The sequence below is a fragment of the Flavihumibacter sp. genome (genome assembly GCF_036676075.1).
Taxonomy (GTDB): domain Bacteria; phylum Bacteroidota; class Bacteroidia; order Chitinophagales; family Chitinophagaceae; genus Flavihumibacter.
In genome coordinates, this window is the sequence record NZ_JAKFDQ010000007.1 from 486,334 (window position 1) to 503,961 (window position 17,628).

Sequence of the window (17,628 nt, forward strand, 5' to 3'; positions counted from 1 at the left end):
TGAATTAATATTTTTTAAACCATAGCCGTAGCTGTTGTTCGAATTGCTCTCCAGTCCAGTTTTGGACCTGGAAACGACCAAGTTGGTAGGGATCATCATTATACTTTATCGATTTGCCTTTTGTAGTGAACGCGAGTTTCAGATCGTTATTCTTAACTATCGTCAGACTATCATCATTAAAATCGCCATAAGGATAAGAAAATGCTGTCACAGACTTACCCGTATGCGCTTCAATCCAATGAATATTTGAAACTATTTCATTTTCCTGATAATTGATGTGATGATTTGAAAGTGCCGGATGCGTCATAGTATGAGCTCCTATAGTAAACAAAGGTGATTTACTCAATTCAATAAGATCATTAGTGGACATAGGAAGCTTATTACATGACCCGTTGTTAGATTGGTTATTTTGTGAAAGTATATCAATCCGATCGCGGATCTCAGGATAGGCCAGTGGCTTCAGTCTGGCCCATTCATTAATATATTTATCAGAAACTGCGTCTGGTGGATTAGCAGGCCATCTCCAGTTTTGGTAAATTTTCATATCCGCAGACATCAGATTATTGTCAAAAATCACCGATTCCAATTCATCCCACCAAAAAGGAATTTGATGTTCAATGTAATATGAGCTAATAAAAAATGTAGCTGGTAATTTAAACTTCTCTAACATGCCTTTAGCTATAGAAAAGTTATCGGAATAGCCGTCATCGAAACTAATACAAACTGCATTTTTGGGGAAAGATTGGCCTATTGAATTGGCAAGCGAATCTGAAGTGATGACAGTAAAATGATTATGTAAAACTTTTAAGTGGGCTTCAAAATTGATGGGTGAAACAGCCAGCCCCCATGGATCAAAAGTTGATTGACCAATCTGATGATACATCAGAGTGATGACCTTTTTATTACCCCAAAAATTTAAATTCCTAAACATCCCATTAGAGCTTTTTGATAACTGCGGAAATGATAACCTGATAATGATCATCATGGTAATTCAATTGCTCAGGTTTAATCTCCGGCAATCCAAATCCATAAATAAAGGCGCTAGCTATGAACACATTTCCGTAAGTTTTCATAACGGGCTTGTTATTTATGAAAGAATCCTCCAAGGCCCTGCTAAGGGATCTACTCGTGAATGACCATTGCCAATACTTACCCCATTCATCCTGGGCAATATGGCTTATACCTGGCACAGTAACCAGCAGTGAACCACCGGGTTTCAATATCCGGTAACATGTATCAAGGGCCCTCTTAAAGTCATAAATTAAATGCAAGGTTTGAGTTAGTACGATTGCATTGTAAGTATTGTCTGCAACATTGGGTAGATCAGAAAGATCTCCAATGACTGTGGCTGCAGGGTTGGTATCATCAACATGCAATACATCGCTTGTTTTAACCCTATCCCCCCCAAAACGCATGGTATAGTAATTATCACCTATTTCAAGGATATTCCCATGAATGCAAAAACTATTCTCAGCCAGGAATGTTTCGATGTAATATCGGTCGATCGGACCACCCCTATCATATCCAAACTGTGTACTGACAGGTTTTAATGGCAGGTTTTTTAGTGCAATCATTTCATTAGACTCCTGCTTTCTCCCAAAAAATATTCTCTTAATGTTTCTCATAACACTAAATTTTTTTTGCTTGAAAATGTAGCTGGAAAGCTCCTTTCCAATCTCAGGAAAATACTTTTTCAAAAAGTAATACTCCTTACTTTCACGAATCTCCCATTTACTATAATGTATAGTTTTAAGTCGGGAAGCCATCTGCTCTGAATAGTATCTCCTGTTAAACTCAATCCCTTTAACATAGGCCTTTACTTCATCCTCATTCTTTAAAAAATATTTTTGTCTCCCAAGCACCTCCTGTATTCCATTTAGCATGGCAATATTATCGCCCGACATATTCTCCTGATGTTTCCTGTAAGCCGCAATGATTGTTTTATGGTGTCTTATTGGGTGTTTACGGGCGATTCTTAGATAAACATCATAGTCTTCACAGTTTGGCAGAGCAGTGTCAAAGATAAATTCTCTCAAAATATCAGACCGATAGAGAACTGTGGCATGCATACCAATGAAATTTCCACCTAACAGTTCATTATACATATTATTGCCGGGCTGTTTAATTACATCAACGAATACTCCGGTAAACTCATAATAAATTGTATGTGCGCCTGCAACAAAAGCTAAATCAGGATCATCCAGTAAAAACATGGCATTCAGGGAAATGGCATTATAATAAAGCCAATCGTCCGCATCCAGAAAACAAATGAATTCACCACCAGCATATTGCAACCCAGCATTTCGAGCGGCAGATAAGCCCTGATTAGATTGAAAGATATAAGTAACACCAGAAAAAGAATCCACCAAATCTTTTGTTTGATCAGTTGAGCCATCATCCACTACAATTATCTCAATATTCTTATAATCCTGTTCAAGAGCGCTCCTTATCGCAGTACCAATAAAGTGGTAATTATTAAATGTGGTTATGACAATTGAAACCTTTGGAAAAGCTGACAAATTTGGTAATGTTGAATTTTGAATAATACTATGCCACGTCCATTAATTTATCGGTCATTTTATTAAATAGCAAAACCCCAACAGATAGTGTGAATATCATAAGTACAATCCCTAAAATTATTGGGTAGAATGCAATCAACCCATGCCCTGTAAATGCATATCTGAACAACTCAAACTGGTATGCCAGCGGATTCCATTCAATATAAAACCTATATTTCACCGGTATAGTAGTCATTGAATAAAATACCGGACAGATAAACATGAACAATCTCAGCAAAATTTGAAGCAAGCCAGCCAAATCACGATACTTCGCTGTAAGGACTGAAAAAACCAAACCAATACCAAATGCAAACCCAGAGCATACTAAAATTGGTATTAAGCATAAAACCATGCGGGAAAATACCAAATCCACTTTCCTCATCCATATGAAATAAATGAATACTCCAACCAATAGTGTAAAGTGAATAATAAAGCGAAAATAGTGCAACACGAGAATCGACAGCGGTGAGATCAATCGGGGAAAATAAACTTTACTAAAAATGTGAACATTTGTAGTTATGGTTGAAGATGTTTGGATTAACAAATCAGAGAAAAGGTTCCATAATGTAATGCCGATCAGGAAGAATAAAAATGCAGGAACCCCTGCAGTCTCCAGTCCCATTATTCGGGAAAAGACTATAACATAAATAATAACTGAAAAAATAGGTTGGACCAATATCCAAAGAGGTCCAAGTAAGGTTTGTTGATAGGAACCTAATAAGTCCTTTCGAACTAGTCCGAAAAGCAGATCCTTATGTGCAACCAATTCCTGAACTGGGGCCCCCAGCCAGCTTGTCTGGGCATTAATGACCCATTTCCATTCCTCTTGTTTACCTGACATATAGGAAAATTACCAATAAATTCTAATTGTGCTTTACACGGTTTCGAAAGTAATACAGGATACCTGAAAGCACTCCCATCACCTCCGGAACAACGGTTTTCTGTCGAAGGGTCGGCCGCCTTATTTTTTGAATGAACTGAAGAAAATAATTAACTCCCATTCCTTTAAACACATGCTCTCTATAATTCAAATGAGGGGCCAGTTCATGCTGAATAAGAGAGGCTACTACATTACCTCTCATATAATAAAAGAGCTGCGACCTGAGCTCTTTCATTTCCCTGCGATGTTTATGGTATACAATGGCACGTGGTTCATACAGAATTTTACCTCCAATTAATAAGATCCGAAACCATATTTCTGAATCGCCGCTGCAGCCCGCAGCACCTGCATCTAATCTTTCATCAAAATAACCTGCTTTTTGGAGAACTTCTTTTCTAAATGCCATATTAGCGCCTGCCCCAATATTCCAAACCTTTGGGCATTCGGATGGGGTAGATTGAAGAAATTCATCATTATACAAATGCTTCGCATACCCCTTGTTAAATGTCCAATATCTTTCGAAAATAAACTGACTCTCGGTCTCCAACTGAAGTGGCAAAACAAGACCAGTAATTGCATCAATTGACTTGTCACCAAAGGAATTTTGAATGTGGTATAACCAATATGGATCAACTACAACATCATCGTCCAGATAAACAATTAATGGACAGCCGGCAAATTTTGCTCCAGTATTTCGGGCAATATCCAATCCCTTCCGATCTTCCTTTAAATATTTGACATTGCCAAATTCATTACATACTAACCATGTGGTATCATCAGTTGGGGCATTGTCAACAACTATTATTTCCGCTGGTTTCGTAAACTGAGTTAATAATGTATGAAGACATTCTTTCAGTTCCTTACTTCGGTTACGTGTACAAATCACAACGCTTATATCAGCCTTTGATGAAACAGTAAGCAATTCCGAATCTGTAAACACACTTGAAAGAATATCATTCAGGGCTGTTTGATCACCATCGATAAGCGCAGAAATAATTAATTGAATCTTACTTTTAGTTATCTTCTGTAATTCGAGCGAACTTGCTATAACATTTACCGCCTGCAAAAATGGAACATTGGCGATATCCCTTTCTTTTCCTTCAAGGAAAAAATGGCCCAATGCAACACCTCGCCACCAAAAAATACAAAACTCTTTTTGAAATTCATACCAATGACTATGTATATGATCAAGGTCAGTTTCAAGCCTCAAGTTTATTATTCGATATGGACGGAATGAGTTCATTTTCGTAAAGACTTATACGCTTTCCTCATATTAATCATAAGTTCTCTTCTCCAAACAAATATGAACAATGAAAAAGATTTTATAACCAATGTTCCATGAGGATATAAACGAAGTAGTTGATAAACCTGGCTATAAATAACTTTTTTCTTTCCTGTTCTCAGCCACATAAATTTTGCAGCATCAACGGCCCAGTAAGAATAGTTTCTTCGTACAGATATCGACGCTTCTGCTCGCTGAGTATCTGGCAATAACAAGGAAATCTCCTTAAATACTTTTCTAAGATCCTCAATATTTTTACCACTTAAGAAACTATGACCTGATATGGAATTATAGTGTGTTCGGTACTCTGCCAGCGATGCGGGTGTATATGCAATAGGGTATCTATTAGCAATGCGGGCCCACATTATCCAGTCTTCTCCATAAGTGACGCCATAAAATCCTCCTAAGTCTTCATAGACACTTCTTTTTACCACCATACATACATATTGCATCAGCTGCCCATGAGACAGACGTTGAAGGCAATTTTCAATAATACAGGGGGATTCAGCTCTTCGAGTTTCCTCCTTGATCAGCGTACCATCAGCATTGATAAAGTCCCAATTTGTGAATGCAGCACCAGCGTCAGGATAATCATCAAATAAAGATTCGATTGCAGCATAAAAGCCAGGTTTTACTCTATCATCCCCATGTAGTAAATGAATATAGTGCCCAGTCGCACGATTAATACAGGTTTCAAAATTCCGAAGGCTACCCATATTTTCCTCCTGCCTGTAGTAAGAGACCCTGCCCTTTCCAATTTCCATTACAAGTGCTTCAACATCGCTATCTGTACTTGCATCATCTACAACTTCAATCTGCATCTCCTTTTCACCAGGGTCTTGAATTAACACACTGTTGATCGCATCAGCCAAAAATTCACTGCAATTATACGCTGGGATCATTACAGACCATCTTGGTCTGTAAACACCTTCCTTTACCGGAAGTATTATCGGGGGCTCATTTGGTATTCTTAAGGTCAAATTAAAAGCATTTTCTACTATATCAACTAGCTTTTAGGGTCGTTAGGATTCTGTTGAGCAAAATAACTCAGTACTATTTTTGTAAGAAAGTATATGGTGGTTTTATTCTTATTCATCAGGAAAGACTTGTAAGCAAGGTTCAGGTATTTTTTTTTGTCGCCGTAAAAGTTTTTAGCGGCTACAATTGAAAAGAGGTTTGAGAAATTTTTTTTAGCGCCGTGCTTAATTTTTCTACGTTTCTCCTCCGGTAAATATGATTGAATAATACTTATGAATTTTTCAATATCGGCCACGCTTTGGCCACTCATGTGTGAGCGGGTAGTGATATTATTCGCATGCGAACGATACATAGCCAGGCATTTTGGCGTATATGCAACTTCATAGTTTGCTGCAATCCTGCACCACATTTCCCAATCTTCTCCAAAATGCCCACCAAAAAAACTACCTAAATGTTCATATACAGAACGTTTTACCACAACTGCAGGTGGCTGGCAGAGATTAACCAGTGAGATTTGATCTAACCAATCTGGAATTATACCAGGGTGTTCGAGGATATTGCCCGAGAAAGTTAGTTCATTACCAAACTTGTTTATAAAAGAGTTCTTACAAAAAGCAGCGCCAACAGATGGGAATTTTTCAAAGAGAAGTTCAATTTCCTTATAAAAACCAGGCTTGACCAGGTCGTCACCATGAAGGAGATGAATATAATGACCTGTCGCCCGGTTCAGACAGGTTTCAAAATTGCGAAGGCTGCCAACATTCTCTGCCTGCCGAAAATATCTTACTCTTCCTTTTCCCCATTCCTTAACCTGTGCTTCTACATCGCCATCAGTACTTGCATCGTCTACAACCTCAATTTGCATAAGAAATTGACCTTCATCCTGCACTAAAACACTTTCAATAGCATCCTTTAGAAATTCCAGGCAATTATATGCGGGAATCATAATTGACCATAAAGGCCTGTCTGTAGTTTCAACCGGCTTGATGAGAGGAGGTGCTTGTGGAATCCGTTCAATCATTAGATATGTTTCAATTTCACCGAAACATTGTTTTGCGGAACCTCATAGAAAATTACGGATTATGGGTGGCCTCGCCAGGAATCGAACCTGGATCTGGAGCTTCGGAAACTCTTATACTATCCATTGTACTACGAGGCCGGTTGGATCATTTTATTAATCCTGCTGCATTGGTGGCAAATATTTTTACCGCAATGGCGAGCAAAACTACACCAAAAAACTTACGGATGGCCAGTAAACCGGCAGGTCCTATGAGTTTTTCTATGTAATCCAATGACCTGAGTACTATATACACTACAACAAGATTTAATATGATGGCCATCGCCACTGTAAGCGTATTATAGTTGGCCTGCAGTGAAATGATGGTGGTTAGCGTTCCCGAACCCGCGATCAGGGGAAATGCAATGGGCACTACTGTGCCCGACTTTATATCCCCATCTGATTTAAAAAATTCTATGCCAAGTACCATTTCAAGGCCAAGGATGAAGATCACAATGGAACCGCCCACCGCAAAAGAGCTCACATCGAGGCCCAGGATCTGGAGGAATTTTTCGCCGGTAAGCAGGAATAATAACATCAATCCACCGGAAATAAGGGTTGCCCTCAACTCATGGATGGCACCCATCCGGGTTTTTAAAGAGATCAGCAGGGGAATAGAGCCGAGAATATCAATGATAGCAAATAGCGTGAATGTGACGGTAAGAAGCTCATTGATATTAATACTCATGCTAATGGGTTGTGCAATTAACTACACAACCGTAATTTAAGGCAAATCTATATTACCCGCCGGGCGGCTCTTAAAAAAGGCATGGTAGGCAGACTGCTAATAAGCAGCAGCTCTTCGGGCAGGTAAGAATGATTGTCGAGGAACCTGAATATGCGCTGTGCACTATTGCGTTTGAAGAGCCGGGTAAAGATCTTATCGCCAGGCAGGTCTTCATTCACCAGCACATCCAGCAACACGTTGTCATAGAAACGGAATCTTCCGCCATGTTGCTTAGGGGGAAAGGGATGCCCTTTCTTCAGGAGTGATCGCAGAATGGCGGCGCTGTGCTGCTGCACAAACTGGAAGGTGTATCCACTGGAAGGCTTGGTTTGTCCGCCGGCAGTTCCTATATAAACAATATTACCATCCCGCTCGGGAAATGTAAAACCCGTCATAGGGATCACCCCAAATTCTTCCTCTTTGATAGAATAATCATTGAGTTGCAGGTAGTCAGTAATATAGTTCCTTAAGCCTTCATCGTACTGCTCTTGTTGCAGCAGGTTTTCCGTGAAAAGGGTATATTCAATAAGGGCATGGGTTTCATCCAACGGCATGGTATAAACGAAAGTGGTTCCGTGCTCCTGGTTTACGCGGAAGTCCATCAGCGTATTAGAAGAGGGATCAAACAAAGGTTCTGCAGTTTCAATGAACCAGCCTTTAAAATGTTGTTTCAGATAATGGGTGCCGGGCTCCGCTTTTGGCGGGTCAAATGGGATGGAATTAAAAAGCCATTTACGGGCACCGAAGCGCACCCCGTTATGCAGTTCAACCACCCCTTTGCCTTTGAGATTGGTGATGCTGTTGATAGGTTCAAAAATGATCCGAACATTCTCTTTTTTAACCAGGATGTTCAGGCAATGCTGGTAGAGGTCTATGCCCCTGATCATCTTATATTGGTATGGTGCGATGTTGAATTGCTTTGAAAAACCTTCGCCATGAAACCAGACCTTATCCCATCTTTTGTGTACAATAGAATCGAAGAAGCCCTCACCTTTTTCCCAGAAACACCATGTGCGGTCGTTTACCTTCTTCTGGTCCTTGTCTACCAGCAGGTACCTGCAATCCTTAAACTCCTCGCTCTGCAGCATTCGCATGAGAAGGCTCAGAGAGGATAATCCGGCTCCGCAGAACACGTAATCATAATCGTGTGTGGAGTCGGGATCAAGAAGTTCAAAAAAATATTGCGGGGGCATAATCTTGTTTTGGCCCAGACAAGATAGGGAGATTATTTACCCCTGGAAAGGGTGTTTTCACGGTCTTTTTTGACCTTCTCCCAATATTTCTGGTGCACCATGAGCATGCCGAAAGATTCACCATGTTCTTTACCGATATGCTTATGGTGCATCTTGTGCGCCCAGCGAATGGCACGAACATAGATATTGTTAGAGCGACTCATAAATTTGAAGCGCTGGTGGATGATAATGTCATGTACGAGAAAATAGGCGAGTCCATATGACATGATACCGAAGCCAATTGCCTGCAACCAGTAAAGGGGCTGAAGGGTACCATAGAGTATCATCAGGAAACTAGGAACGGCGAAGATCACAAAGAACCAGTCGTTCTTCTCAAAGAAACCCGGACCCTTTTTATGGTGGTCTTCATGCAGGTACCAGAGAAATCCGTGCATAACATAGCGATGTGTTAACCAGGTTATTCCTTCCATCACTAAAAACGTTCCAACCACAATTCCTATATAAACTAGCCAATGCATACTGCTGATTTTTTTCTCCATTCCTTCACCCTTGGAAATGCCAGGTGAAACCAGGCGGTATAGCGGGTGGGATGGTTTTGCAAAGATGATTCAATTTCTTCTATCGGGAGATAACAATACTCATTCACTTCTTTTGGATCGGGATTAACTATTCCACTGAATTCACCAACAAAAACATGATCGAATTCATGTTCCGTTAGACCGTTGTCAAATTCGGCCTTATATACAAACGCAAATGCTTTTTGCAGTTGTGTGGTAAAACCCATTTCTTCCTTTAACCTGCGGATGGCGGCCTCTTCTACAGCTTCACCCGGATAAGGGTGGCTGCAGCAGGCATTGGTCCAGAGGCCAGCGCTATGGTATTTATCAAAGGCGCGTTGTTGCAAAAGCATTTGTCCACTGGCATTGAAGATGAACACACTGAACGCGCGGTGGAGGAGACCCTGCTCATGTGCAGCCATTTTTTCCATTGTACCCAACTCACGATCCAATGCATCAACCAGAACCACTTCCATATTTTTCACCAAATTCTCCAAAATAATTTTGTTTTAAACTACCAAATGTCTCCCCTCCATCCCTCCACCTCTCCATCTCTCCTCTATCCCTCCACCTCTCCATCCCTCCACTACATCATCCCCAATTGCTGCTTCACCCCTGCCCTCAGCACGATCGCTGCCTTTCTATAATCCGGAACGCGAACCCTTTCCTGCATGATGCGCGCGGGTTTGATGCGTTTGATACGCCGGAATAAGGAGAGATAATATTTATAGGCTACATATACACCAAATCGCGCTTTTACCGGCAATTGCATGATGCCATTATAGGCTTCATCAAAATCGGCCTGGATATCGGCTTCAATTTTTGTCTTATCACAGTCGGTGAAATTAGTAAAATCACAACCTGGAAAATACACCCTGTCGAGCTGCTTGAAATCAGCATTCAGGTCGCGCAGGAAGTTCACTTTCTGGAAAGCAGCGCCCAATGATCGTGCCGATCCTTTTAGTTTGTCATAAAGCTGGCGGTCGCCCTCACAGAAAACATAGAGGCACATGAGCCCAACCACTTCTGCAGAACCATATATATAGTCGATATAACCCTGGTGATCGTAGGCCTTTTTATCGAGATCCATTTCCATGCTACGGAAGAATGCATCAATAAGAGAATGGTCAATATTATAGGCATTCACGGTAAGCTGGAAGCTGTGGAGGATCGGATTAAGGCTGATCTTTCTTTCTATGGCATCATAGGTTTGTTGCTTGAATTCTGCCAGCAGCAGGCTTTTGTCGTGATCGTGGAATGTATCAACGATCTCATCAGCAAAGCGCACGAGTCCATAGATATTGAAGATGGGCTGGCGCAGATCGTTGTGCAACAGCTTGATGGCCGAAGAGAAAGAGGTACTATAACGTTCTGTGGTAACGCGACTACAGACCTCAGAAACAGCATGGAACAATTGCATCATACGCGTTGGTTAGGCAGGTTTTAAGATAACTAAAAATTCTTTATCACTTCTTTGGCCACCAGTTCACCACTGATGAGGCTGGGTGGAACACCCGGTCCTGGAACTGTCAATTGGCCAGTGAAAAAGAGGTTATTTACCTTTTTACTGCGACATCCTGGCTTGAGAATAGCAGTTTGTTTAAGAGTATTAGCCAGTCCATAGGCATTCCCCTTAAACGAATTATAATCACGCACAAAATCAGATTGTGCAAAACTTCTTTTAAGAATTATGGCATCGCGGACAGATTGACCAAGATGTTTTTCGAGTCGGCCGATGATAAGATCAAAATATTTTTCACGCACTTCTTCAGTGTCACCGTTCAGTCCTGCCGCAACAGGAACCAGCAAAAACAGGTTTTCACAACCTTCAGGCGCAACGGTAGAATCAGAAACAGATGTTGCGCTCATATAGAACAATGGTGCCGAAGGCCATTGCGGATGAGCATAGATCTCCCGCGCATGCTGGTGAAGAGAGGTATCGAAGAACAAACTGTGATGGTGAATGCCTTCAAGTTTTTTATTGAGTCCAACGTAATAAAGCAAACAGCTAGGGGCCATTACCCTGCTATCCCAGTACTGCTCTGAGTAGGAACGATGCGTTTCAGGGAGCAGTGCGCTTTCGATATGGTGGTAGTCGGCCCCTCCTATTACGACATCGGCATCATAACGGCCATGGTCAGTTGAAACTGAGCGGGCAGTAGATGCATGCAATTCAATGGCCGTAACGGTTTCATTAAACTTAAATTTTGCGCCCTGTTCTTTTGCGAGTTTGTACATAGCATCCACGATGCTGTACATGCCGCCTTTTGGGTACCAGGTGCCGCCCACAACATCTGCATAATTCATCAGGCTGTAGAGGGCTGGGGTATCTTCGGGCATGGCGCCGAGGAATAGCACGGGGAACTCCATCAACTGGCGGAGCTTGGGGTCTTTAAAGAATTTCTGCACATGCGCCTTCATGTTAGTGAAAACGTCGAGTTTGAAAACTCCTTTAACTATATCGAGGTCTATGAATTCTGTGAGCGATTGACCGGGCTTGTGCACCAGCTTCTGCATACCTACGCGGTATTTAAAAGCGGCTTCTTCCATGAACTGTTCCAACTTCGCACCTGCTCCAATTTCAATACTTTCAAATAACTCTTTCAACGCCGGCAACCCCGCGGGAATATCCATCCCTCCATCTCTCCATCTCTCCTCTTCTTCGCTCCAATACACACGATACGAAGGATCCAGGCGCTCCAGGGTATAATAATCCGACACTTTTTTTCCGAACTGCTGGAAGAATCTTTCAAACACATCGGGCATCCAGTACCAGGAGGGTCCCATGTCAAAGGTGAAGCCATCCTGTTTCCATTGGCGTGCGCGGCCACCCGGCTGGTCATTCTTTTCGATGACTGTTACATCCCATCCTGCTCTCGCCATAAATGCTGCCGCCGACATTCCGGCGAAGCCGGAACCGATGATGATGCATTTTTTGGATAGGGACATGTGGAGGGATGGAGGGATGGAGGGTTGGAAGAATGTTGTTTATGGAAGGTAACTTTTAATAATTGGAAACCCTGTTTTAAAATTTGGTTGGGAATATCAATAACGGGAGATCTGCGCCTTCAACAGTTTGCGGGCAAAGTGGATACGGCTTTTTATGGTGCCGAGTGGTTCGCCGAGCATGTCTGCAATTTCGTGGTATTTGAAACCGTCGAAATAAAGCAGGAATGGGTTGCGGAAAATCTCCGGGAGCTTATGAACGGCTTCGTGGATCTCCTTTATTTTAAGGTTGCTTTCGGCCGCGTTGGCTGCAACCACCTGGTTGTAATCGAGGAGAAAGTCGTTGGGTGTATTATCGAATATAGTATTCTGCTTAGCCTTCCTGCGGTAGTTATTGATAAATATATTCCGCATGATGGTATAGAGCCATGCCTTGATATTGGTGCCCACATTGTATTTTTCCTTATTGGCGATGGCGCGGTACATGGTTTCCTGGAACAGGTCCTGCGCGGCTTCGTTATCGCGTGTAAGGGTAATGGCAAAAGGACGAAGAAACTCCGCGTTGTTCACCAGCATCTCATTGAAGTCAGCTTTTGACATGGCGTCTATGTTTAAGTGTTAAGAGTCCAAATTTAAACAAAATTCTAAGTTTAACCAACGATTATCTTGCTAATAAATGTTAAAATTTATGCAAGTGCGGCAATAAATTCCATTACCGCGGGCAGTGATAATTTGAATGTGACGGATTCGGGCACTTTCTTTTTATACTGTTGTGTAAGCAATCCGGATACCACCAGTTTATGTGTTCCGCAACGGTTATGGTAGTTAGTCAGGAAACGGTCGAAATTGAAGTTGGCAGCCACAGAAGTAAGATGTGTATAGAGGAAATCGGGTTGCTTGAGGTTAGCTACAAACTCCACGTCTTTCAGGGGCAGGTTGGCGCCGAGGTAGAGAACGTTCACACCTTTGCTTTTGAGGAGATAGTAGGTAAAGAGCAGGCCGATCTCATGGTGTTCGCCTTCGGGCATGAAAAGGAGGACGGTTTTATTTATACGGACATGGGAGAAGGCACCATCGATTCCCACGATCAGTTTCTGGCGGATAATATTGGTTACAAGGTGTTCCTGGGCTGGATTGATATGGTTGGTCATCCAGAGGATACCGATCTTTTCGAGGAAGGGGAAGATGACCTGGGTGATTGTTTTATCGATTCCGCGGGCGGTGATATAGGTATCGAGGACGGCTTCGAAGTCTTCGATATTCATATCGACCATATGCTGGATCAGTTCGTTGACGATGCGTTCCTGCTGGGCCTGGGCGTTTCCGATGGTGAGGATGCGGTCGCGGATTTCGCCGGGGTGCATTTTGTCGATATGGCTGATCTTATAGCCATATTTGTTTAACAGGGCAATGTTGAGGATTGATTTCAGTTCATCGGTGCTGTAGTAACGAATATTGGTTTCGGTCCGCTGGGGTTTGAGGAAGTTGTATCGCTGCTCCCATATGCGGATGGTATGGGCCTTGATGCCGGAGAGGTTTTCAAGATCCTTGATGGTGAAGGCGTTCATGGTTGCAGATTTTGTGTTTAAATATCGTTAGTATGAAATTAAACAGAAATCTGTAGAAAAGGTTTGGATTTGGATTAAAAATTGGGGGATTTGGGGTGTTTTAACGGGTTGCTTAGATTACCGGGTCGATTGAAATTTTGAGACTGTTGATCGGAAGTTAGGAAAAGTAAGTAGAAGCTGGTAGAAGGCGAAACCTGCGAATACGCCGATAAAGTTTGCGCCCATATCGCTCCATTCGAAGGATCGGCCTGTATACTGCTGGAGGTATTCTGTTAATATGGAGAGCAGGGTAACCAGGAGGAACTGGCTGATGGGGTTTTTCCAGATAGCGGTTGCCAGGAGGTAGCATGCGCTGAAGAGGGTGGTATGCATGAATACATCGTTAAACAGGAGGTGGTTCCTGCTCAGGAATTTGGGTACTGCGGGGGTGAGGAGAAGAAAGAATACTACGGCGATCACTACGCACCAGCCCATCCAGGGCTTCCAAAGGTTTTTCATGGGCCTGCATAGACAAGTGGCGTGCCAGAAAATGTGAAGGTTTTCTTTAGGAGGTTTGGTATGATTTGCGAATTGCGGGGGGTACAGGTCGGATGGGGAGCTGAATCTTACAAATTGCAACCAGCGGGTGAGGTAACTTGAATGTATGATGGGGAGCAGATCTTACAAATGGAAACTAGCAGACGGGGCAATATTTGTGTCAGAGGGGAGCAGAATCTTACAAATTGAAACTAGGAGGCGGGACAACTAGAATATGTGATGGGGAGCAGGTCTTACAAATTGCAACCAGCGAGTATACTATACAGGAAAAAGGCATGTTTTTTATTGACCTATATATGAAACAATAAAACCACATAATGCTCCATATATGAATCAATAAATCACTTGGGTAGATTTTAGTATAGCTTTTACTCTAAACGCGTTTTGTAAATTCTCACTCCTTCTGAAAGCGCGAGAGGCGGAGGTAGATCTCCCACATCCCCGCCTGGTCGAGCAGGCTGCGTACTTCCTGCTGGCCGATGAGGTTGCGGACATTGCGCTCGCGACGCCAAACGCGGTCGGCGTAGCGCTGCATGGCGTTCATGTATTGAGGATCGTTGTCGATGGCGTAGAGTTCTTCGTAGCCACGGAGAAGCACAGCGTTGAACCAATAAGTGGAATGAAAAATATCGTAACTGAAGAAATGATCGAAGCTTGCACGGGCGAGTTGGCGGGCCTCGTTAAGATAGGCGTTATCGCTTGTAATGCGGAAGAGTTTTGCATTGGCCTGAATCATGATACCCGTGTTATAGGAGTAAGTTGCGGTATCGATCTTATTTGCATCACGTAGTTTTATGTTATCCCAATAAACGCCCGCTGGACTGCGAAGCCAACGGTTCACCCATTTGTATAAAAGCTTAGCGGTATCCAGATAGGAAGATTTTCCGGTGGCTTCATAAAGCTGCAGGGCCAGCACGATACCCGGACCATTGGAGCAGGTATTCTTGGTGGAGCGATTGCCCTCTTTCCAATAGATACCACCGCCGCTGGTGCTATCCCAGCCCGTCATCATGTAGCGATAGATCTCTTCGGAGATGCTGAGATACTGAGAGTTCTTGTTTTTCGCATAGGCATCCATGAGAGCGATGCCGATCCATTGGTTGTCGTCATAAAAACGATCGCCTCCACCCATGCTGATCACATAGGAAGCATAGCCGGGGGCAGGTTGGCGGGCGCTGTAATATTGCTGGATCGACTTGAGGACCTGGTCCACCCTGGTAGTGGCATTTGGATTGACGGCTACCGGCTTTTCAGCATCCTTTGCGTCGGCAAGTTGCATACACTGTATTAACGCGCAGAGAGGCCAGAGATAAGAATATGGTTTTTCATTGGCGGAGGGTGTATCGGTTTCGCGGTAGAGGGCTACGGAAGGTTCATAAAATACCTGGCGGATATTGCCTTCCATGAGTAAAGCACGGGTACGGTTGGCGGGTTGCGCACTTGATGGTGGTGTTTTTGAGGTGGGTGGGCTTGATTGCGCTAAGGAATTTGCGCTGAAAATTTGAAGGAGCAGCAAACATGGCAGGGTATTCCAAACTAATTTGGTGATCGTTGATTCAATTTTTGAGATCGTTGACTTAAGTAAAAGAAGGCTTGCTTTCATTTCCATTATTTGTTGCAAGGGAAGGTGATTCTCCTGTTCAGCACGGAAATTAGAGGAATTGTTTTGTTCAGCGGCGAAAAATGGAGAGATGGAATGGAGAGATGGAGGGATAGAGAGATGGAAGGGATTTTGGAGGTGCGGGAATTTTTTACAAATCGAAAGTGGGGAATATGATTTTAAAAATAAAGCGCACCCCTGCATCGCAGATGCGCTTCTGTATTATTTTTATATATCGGCGGCCTGGTTAGAGTTTTAGTCGCCGGCAATAGTTGTACTAAAGCGGACTTTCTGGATGGTTGAGTTTCCTGCAAGATCCCAGGCTTTGAAATGAAAGCCGGCTGCGCGTGAAATTATGTGGTTCTTTTGCAGTTTGTATTCCCATTTTTCGATATCGGGTTGGTAGTGGGCATCATTTTCTTCAATGAGCAAACCGAAGACATTAAAGATGCGGCACATCACACGTGTAACGCAAACATTGTCGCTGGCCTTAATGAAGATACTGTCACCTTTACGTCGGTGGTAACCGGAGATGTCCCATCCATGTACCCGCGGTCCCTGCATATAGTCTTTAATGGCCAAAGTATAAACGGTCTGGTCTTCCTTTGTGTATAATTGGTATGCCTGTTTAAGTGATGGATCGGCCTCAACCGTTTTAGCATAGATTGCCGCGAGGCGGAATTTTTTCCGATTGTTTATTTGTTTATCAGTTGCCTGGTAATTGGTGAATTTGGGTTTACGCGTTACCAATAACTTGTTTCGATGTTGGCGGAGAACAGCATTGGGAAGTTTTCCATCCATATACATCTGGAGAAGGATATCATTCTTTGTCATAGTATGAAAATTTAAAAATGAACTAAGTGTTGATCATAATAACTGCAGGGATCTTATGGTAATATTTCCTGCGAGGTCTTCTGCCATTACCTGAATGGTAGTACCGGGAAGTGAATTATTCGGGAAAGAGGTAAAATAGACCCAATAAACAGGGTTAACATCTTCTAATGCTTTTCCCTCTTCCAGTAATTCACCACCAGCCAGGCGAATGGACACTTTTACACTGATCACTTTAAAATCATCATCCGCTTCTATCATGATCATATCTCCCGGCTTTCCCAGATAGGATTCTGCATATATATCCCTGATTTCCGGTGGTATATATGCATCCCGGAAAGCAACATTGAGAGCGGTCCTCCCCTTCCGCGCCTTCTTCTCGTATAATTCTTTAAGACTGGAATGCTGCATTGCCCAACTCGCGTACCTGGTAGCTTTGTGAAATGTAAGCTGGTTCTTAGATTGCTGGCTTGTTGGCGATCGTTTTTTGTTATTGGTTTTTGGTGCGGCAGCCACGATGGTTTTTTTACCATGCCTTCTAAAGATCAGGTTACCAACACGGCCACTCATGCCGCTCATAATTGGATTGTTACAAATTGCCATTTTAAATAGTTTTTATTGGTGATCAAATTTTTAAAGAACCCCGGCCGGCGCGGCCGGGGTTTGAAAGGAAAGGGTAGTTATCCCTTCACCGCAATCTGGCTCACGGCAGATGCTACTGTTGCTGCCACTCCGAGATAACCGGCTATCGTAGTTATGATAGCGGGTAATGCAACGGGTGAGGCGAGAAGTGCACCGCTAACAGCGGCCAGGGCCAATGCGATGTTGCGCAGTTTTACGAATAAGCCTGGGGTTGGTGCGGTAGCGCGTTCTACCAGGCTGAGTTTGTCGATTTCGGTTTGTTTCATACAAAT

Annotated in this window: 19 protein-coding genes and 1 tRNA gene; all 20 read right to left on the reverse strand. The window is 42.9% G+C overall.

Features of this window, described 5'->3' with window-relative positions; genetic code table 11:
* Nucleotides 1-4 precede the first annotated feature (4 nt).
* The 20 genes from V6M43_RS04885 to V6M43_RS04980 all read right to left on the reverse strand — a co-directional run bounded on the left by V6M43_RS04885 (nucleotide 5) and on the right by V6M43_RS04980 (nucleotide 17,622).
* Nucleotides 5-985: a polysaccharide deacetylase family protein gene (locus V6M43_RS04885; RefSeq protein WP_332732922.1), complete on the reverse strand. Its 981-nt coding sequence runs from the start codon at nucleotides 983-985 to the stop codon at nucleotides 5-7.
* Entirely contained in the window at nucleotides 936-2,519 is a 1,584-nt protein-coding gene (locus V6M43_RS04890) for a glycosyltransferase (protein WP_332732924.1), read from the reverse strand. Before V6M43_RS04890 ends, V6M43_RS04885 begins: the two co-directional genes overlap by 50 nt.
* 28 nt (nucleotides 2,520-2,547) lie before the next feature.
* Nucleotides 2,548-3,399 (reverse strand): ABC transporter permease, encoded by an 852-nt coding sequence (locus tag V6M43_RS04895; protein WP_332732926.1) that lies wholly within the window; start codon nucleotides 3,397-3,399, stop codon nucleotides 2,548-2,550.
* A gap of 22 nt (nucleotides 3,400-3,421) precedes the next feature.
* Entirely contained in the window at nucleotides 3,422-4,648 is a 1,227-nt protein-coding gene (locus V6M43_RS04900) for a glycosyltransferase family 2 protein (RefSeq protein ID WP_332732928.1), read from the reverse strand.
* Nucleotides 4,649-4,677: 29 nt separating this feature from the next.
* The gene (locus V6M43_RS04905) at nucleotides 4,678-5,700 is read right to left on the reverse strand and encodes a glycosyltransferase family 2 protein (RefSeq protein WP_332732930.1); all 1,023 of its coding nucleotides are present in this window, start codon (nucleotides 5,698-5,700) and stop codon (nucleotides 4,678-4,680) included.
* A 26-nt stretch (nucleotides 5,701-5,726) separates the two neighbouring features.
* Nucleotides 5,727-6,719 (reverse strand): glycosyltransferase family 2 protein, encoded by a 993-nt coding sequence (locus V6M43_RS04910; protein WP_332732932.1) that lies wholly within the window; start codon nucleotides 6,717-6,719, stop codon nucleotides 5,727-5,729.
* Between the two features lie 66 nt (nucleotides 6,720-6,785).
* Nucleotides 6,786-6,857, reverse strand: a tRNA-Arg gene (locus V6M43_RS04915).
* 7 nt (nucleotides 6,858-6,864) lie between these two features.
* A complete protein-coding gene (locus V6M43_RS04920) occupies nucleotides 6,865-7,443 on the reverse strand; it encodes a MarC family protein (protein ID WP_039127868.1) in 579 nt (192 codons plus the stop codon).
* Nucleotides 7,444-7,490: 47 nt separating this feature from the next.
* Nucleotides 7,491-8,675, reverse strand: a complete 1,185-nt coding sequence (locus V6M43_RS04925) for a lycopene cyclase family protein (protein ID WP_332732937.1) — start codon at nucleotides 8,673-8,675, stop codon at nucleotides 7,491-7,493.
* A 32-nt stretch (nucleotides 8,676-8,707) separates the two neighbouring features.
* Entirely contained in the window at nucleotides 8,708-9,193 is a 486-nt protein-coding gene (locus tag V6M43_RS04930) for a beta-carotene hydroxylase (RefSeq protein WP_332732939.1), read from the reverse strand.
* Nucleotides 9,181-9,708 carry an isopentenyl-diphosphate Delta-isomerase gene (gene idi, locus V6M43_RS04935; protein ID WP_332732941.1) on the reverse strand — a complete coding sequence of 176 codons (528 nt, stop codon included), beginning with the start codon at nucleotides 9,706-9,708 and terminating at the stop codon, nucleotides 9,181-9,183. The genes V6M43_RS04930 and idi overlap by 13 nt, the downstream gene beginning before the upstream one ends.
* A 110-nt stretch (nucleotides 9,709-9,818) precedes the next feature.
* Nucleotides 9,819-10,655 (reverse strand): phytoene/squalene synthase family protein, encoded by an 837-nt coding sequence (locus V6M43_RS04940; RefSeq protein ID WP_332732943.1) that lies wholly within the window; start codon nucleotides 10,653-10,655, stop codon nucleotides 9,819-9,821.
* Between the two features lie 29 nt (nucleotides 10,656-10,684).
* Nucleotides 10,685-12,181 carry a phytoene desaturase family protein gene (locus tag V6M43_RS04945; protein WP_332732945.1) on the reverse strand — a complete coding sequence of 499 codons (1,497 nt, stop codon included), beginning with the start codon at nucleotides 12,179-12,181 and terminating at the stop codon, nucleotides 10,685-10,687.
* Nucleotides 12,182-12,277: 96 nt separating this feature from the next.
* Complete coding sequence (locus V6M43_RS04950) at nucleotides 12,278-12,778, reverse strand: RNA polymerase sigma factor (RefSeq protein WP_039126773.1); 501 nt, start codon at nucleotides 12,776-12,778, stop codon at nucleotides 12,278-12,280.
* An 86-nt stretch (nucleotides 12,779-12,864) separates the two neighbouring features.
* Nucleotides 12,865-13,746, reverse strand: coding sequence for a MerR family transcriptional regulator (locus tag V6M43_RS04955; protein ID WP_332732946.1), 882 nt, complete (start codon nucleotides 13,744-13,746; stop codon nucleotides 12,865-12,867).
* 117 nt (nucleotides 13,747-13,863) lie between these two features.
* The gene (locus V6M43_RS04960) at nucleotides 13,864-14,244 is read right to left on the reverse strand and encodes a VanZ family protein (RefSeq protein ID WP_332732948.1); all 381 of its coding nucleotides are present in this window, start codon (nucleotides 14,242-14,244) and stop codon (nucleotides 13,864-13,866) included.
* A gap of 433 nt (nucleotides 14,245-14,677) precedes the next feature.
* Nucleotides 14,678-15,886, reverse strand: a complete 1,209-nt coding sequence (locus V6M43_RS04965; RefSeq protein WP_332732951.1) for a glycoside hydrolase family 76 protein — start codon at nucleotides 15,884-15,886, stop codon at nucleotides 14,678-14,680.
* Between the two features lie 252 nt (nucleotides 15,887-16,138).
* Nucleotides 16,139-16,717, reverse strand: coding sequence for a hypothetical protein (locus V6M43_RS04970; protein WP_332732953.1), 579 nt, complete (start codon nucleotides 16,715-16,717; stop codon nucleotides 16,139-16,141).
* A gap of 33 nt (nucleotides 16,718-16,750) precedes the next feature.
* Nucleotides 16,751-17,317, reverse strand: a complete 567-nt coding sequence (locus tag V6M43_RS04975; protein ID WP_332732955.1) for a hypothetical protein — start codon at nucleotides 17,315-17,317, stop codon at nucleotides 16,751-16,753.
* A 77-nt stretch (nucleotides 17,318-17,394) separates the two neighbouring features.
* On the reverse strand, nucleotides 17,395-17,622 hold the full coding sequence (locus tag V6M43_RS04980; RefSeq protein ID WP_332732956.1) for a hypothetical protein: 228 nt from the start codon (nucleotides 17,620-17,622) through the stop codon (nucleotides 17,395-17,397).
* Nucleotides 17,623-17,628: the final 6 nt, after the last annotated feature.

Excerpts from the sequence above, each read along its gene's own strand:
- V6M43_RS04885 (WP_332732922.1), bottom strand. The coding sequence starts at position 985 with ATGATGATCATTATCAGGTTATCATTTCCGCAGTTATCAAAAAGCTCT.
- V6M43_RS04895 (WP_332732926.1), bottom strand. The coding sequence starts at position 3,399 with ATGTCAGGTAAACAAGAGGAATGGAAATGGGTCATTAATGCCCAGACA.
- V6M43_RS04910 (WP_332732932.1), bottom strand. The coding sequence starts at position 6,719 with ATGATTGAACGGATTCCACAAGCACCTCCTCTCATCAAGCCGGTTGAA.
- V6M43_RS04920 (WP_039127868.1), bottom strand. The coding sequence starts at position 7,443 with ATGAGTATTAATATCAATGAGCTTCTTACCGTCACATTCACGCTATTT.
- V6M43_RS04925 (WP_332732937.1), bottom strand. The coding sequence starts at position 8,675 with ATGCCCCCGCAATATTTTTTTGAACTTCTTGATCCCGACTCCACACAC.
- V6M43_RS04930 (WP_332732939.1), bottom strand. The coding sequence starts at position 9,193 with ATGCATTGGCTAGTTTATATAGGAATTGTGGTTGGAACGTTTTTAGTG.
- idi (WP_332732941.1), bottom strand. The coding sequence starts at position 9,708 with ATGGAAGTGGTTCTGGTTGATGCATTGGATCGTGAGTTGGGTACAATG.
- V6M43_RS04940 (WP_332732943.1), bottom strand. The coding sequence starts at position 10,655 with ATGATGCAATTGTTCCATGCTGTTTCTGAGGTCTGTAGTCGCGTTACC.
- V6M43_RS04945 (WP_332732945.1), bottom strand. The coding sequence starts at position 12,181 with ATGTCCCTATCCAAAAAATGCATCATCATCGGTTCCGGCTTCGCCGGA.
- V6M43_RS04950 (WP_039126773.1), bottom strand. The coding sequence starts at position 12,778 with ATGTCAAAAGCTGACTTCAATGAGATGCTGGTGAACAACGCGGAGTTT.
- V6M43_RS04955 (WP_332732946.1), bottom strand. The coding sequence starts at position 13,746 with ATGAACGCCTTCACCATCAAGGATCTTGAAAACCTCTCCGGCATCAAG.
- V6M43_RS04960 (WP_332732948.1), bottom strand. The coding sequence starts at position 14,244 with ATGAAAAACCTTTGGAAGCCCTGGATGGGCTGGTGCGTAGTGATCGCC.
- V6M43_RS04965 (WP_332732951.1), bottom strand. The coding sequence starts at position 15,886 with ATGAAAGCAAGCCTTCTTTTACTTAAGTCAACGATCTCAAAAATTGAA.
- V6M43_RS04970 (WP_332732953.1), bottom strand. The coding sequence starts at position 16,717 with ATGACAAAGAATGATATCCTTCTCCAGATGTATATGGATGGAAAACTT.
- V6M43_RS04975 (WP_332732955.1), bottom strand. The coding sequence starts at position 17,317 with ATGGCAATTTGTAACAATCCAATTATGAGCGGCATGAGTGGCCGTGTT.
- V6M43_RS04980 (WP_332732956.1), bottom strand. The coding sequence starts at position 17,622 with ATGAAACAAACCGAAATCGACAAACTCAGCCTGGTAGAACGCGCTACC.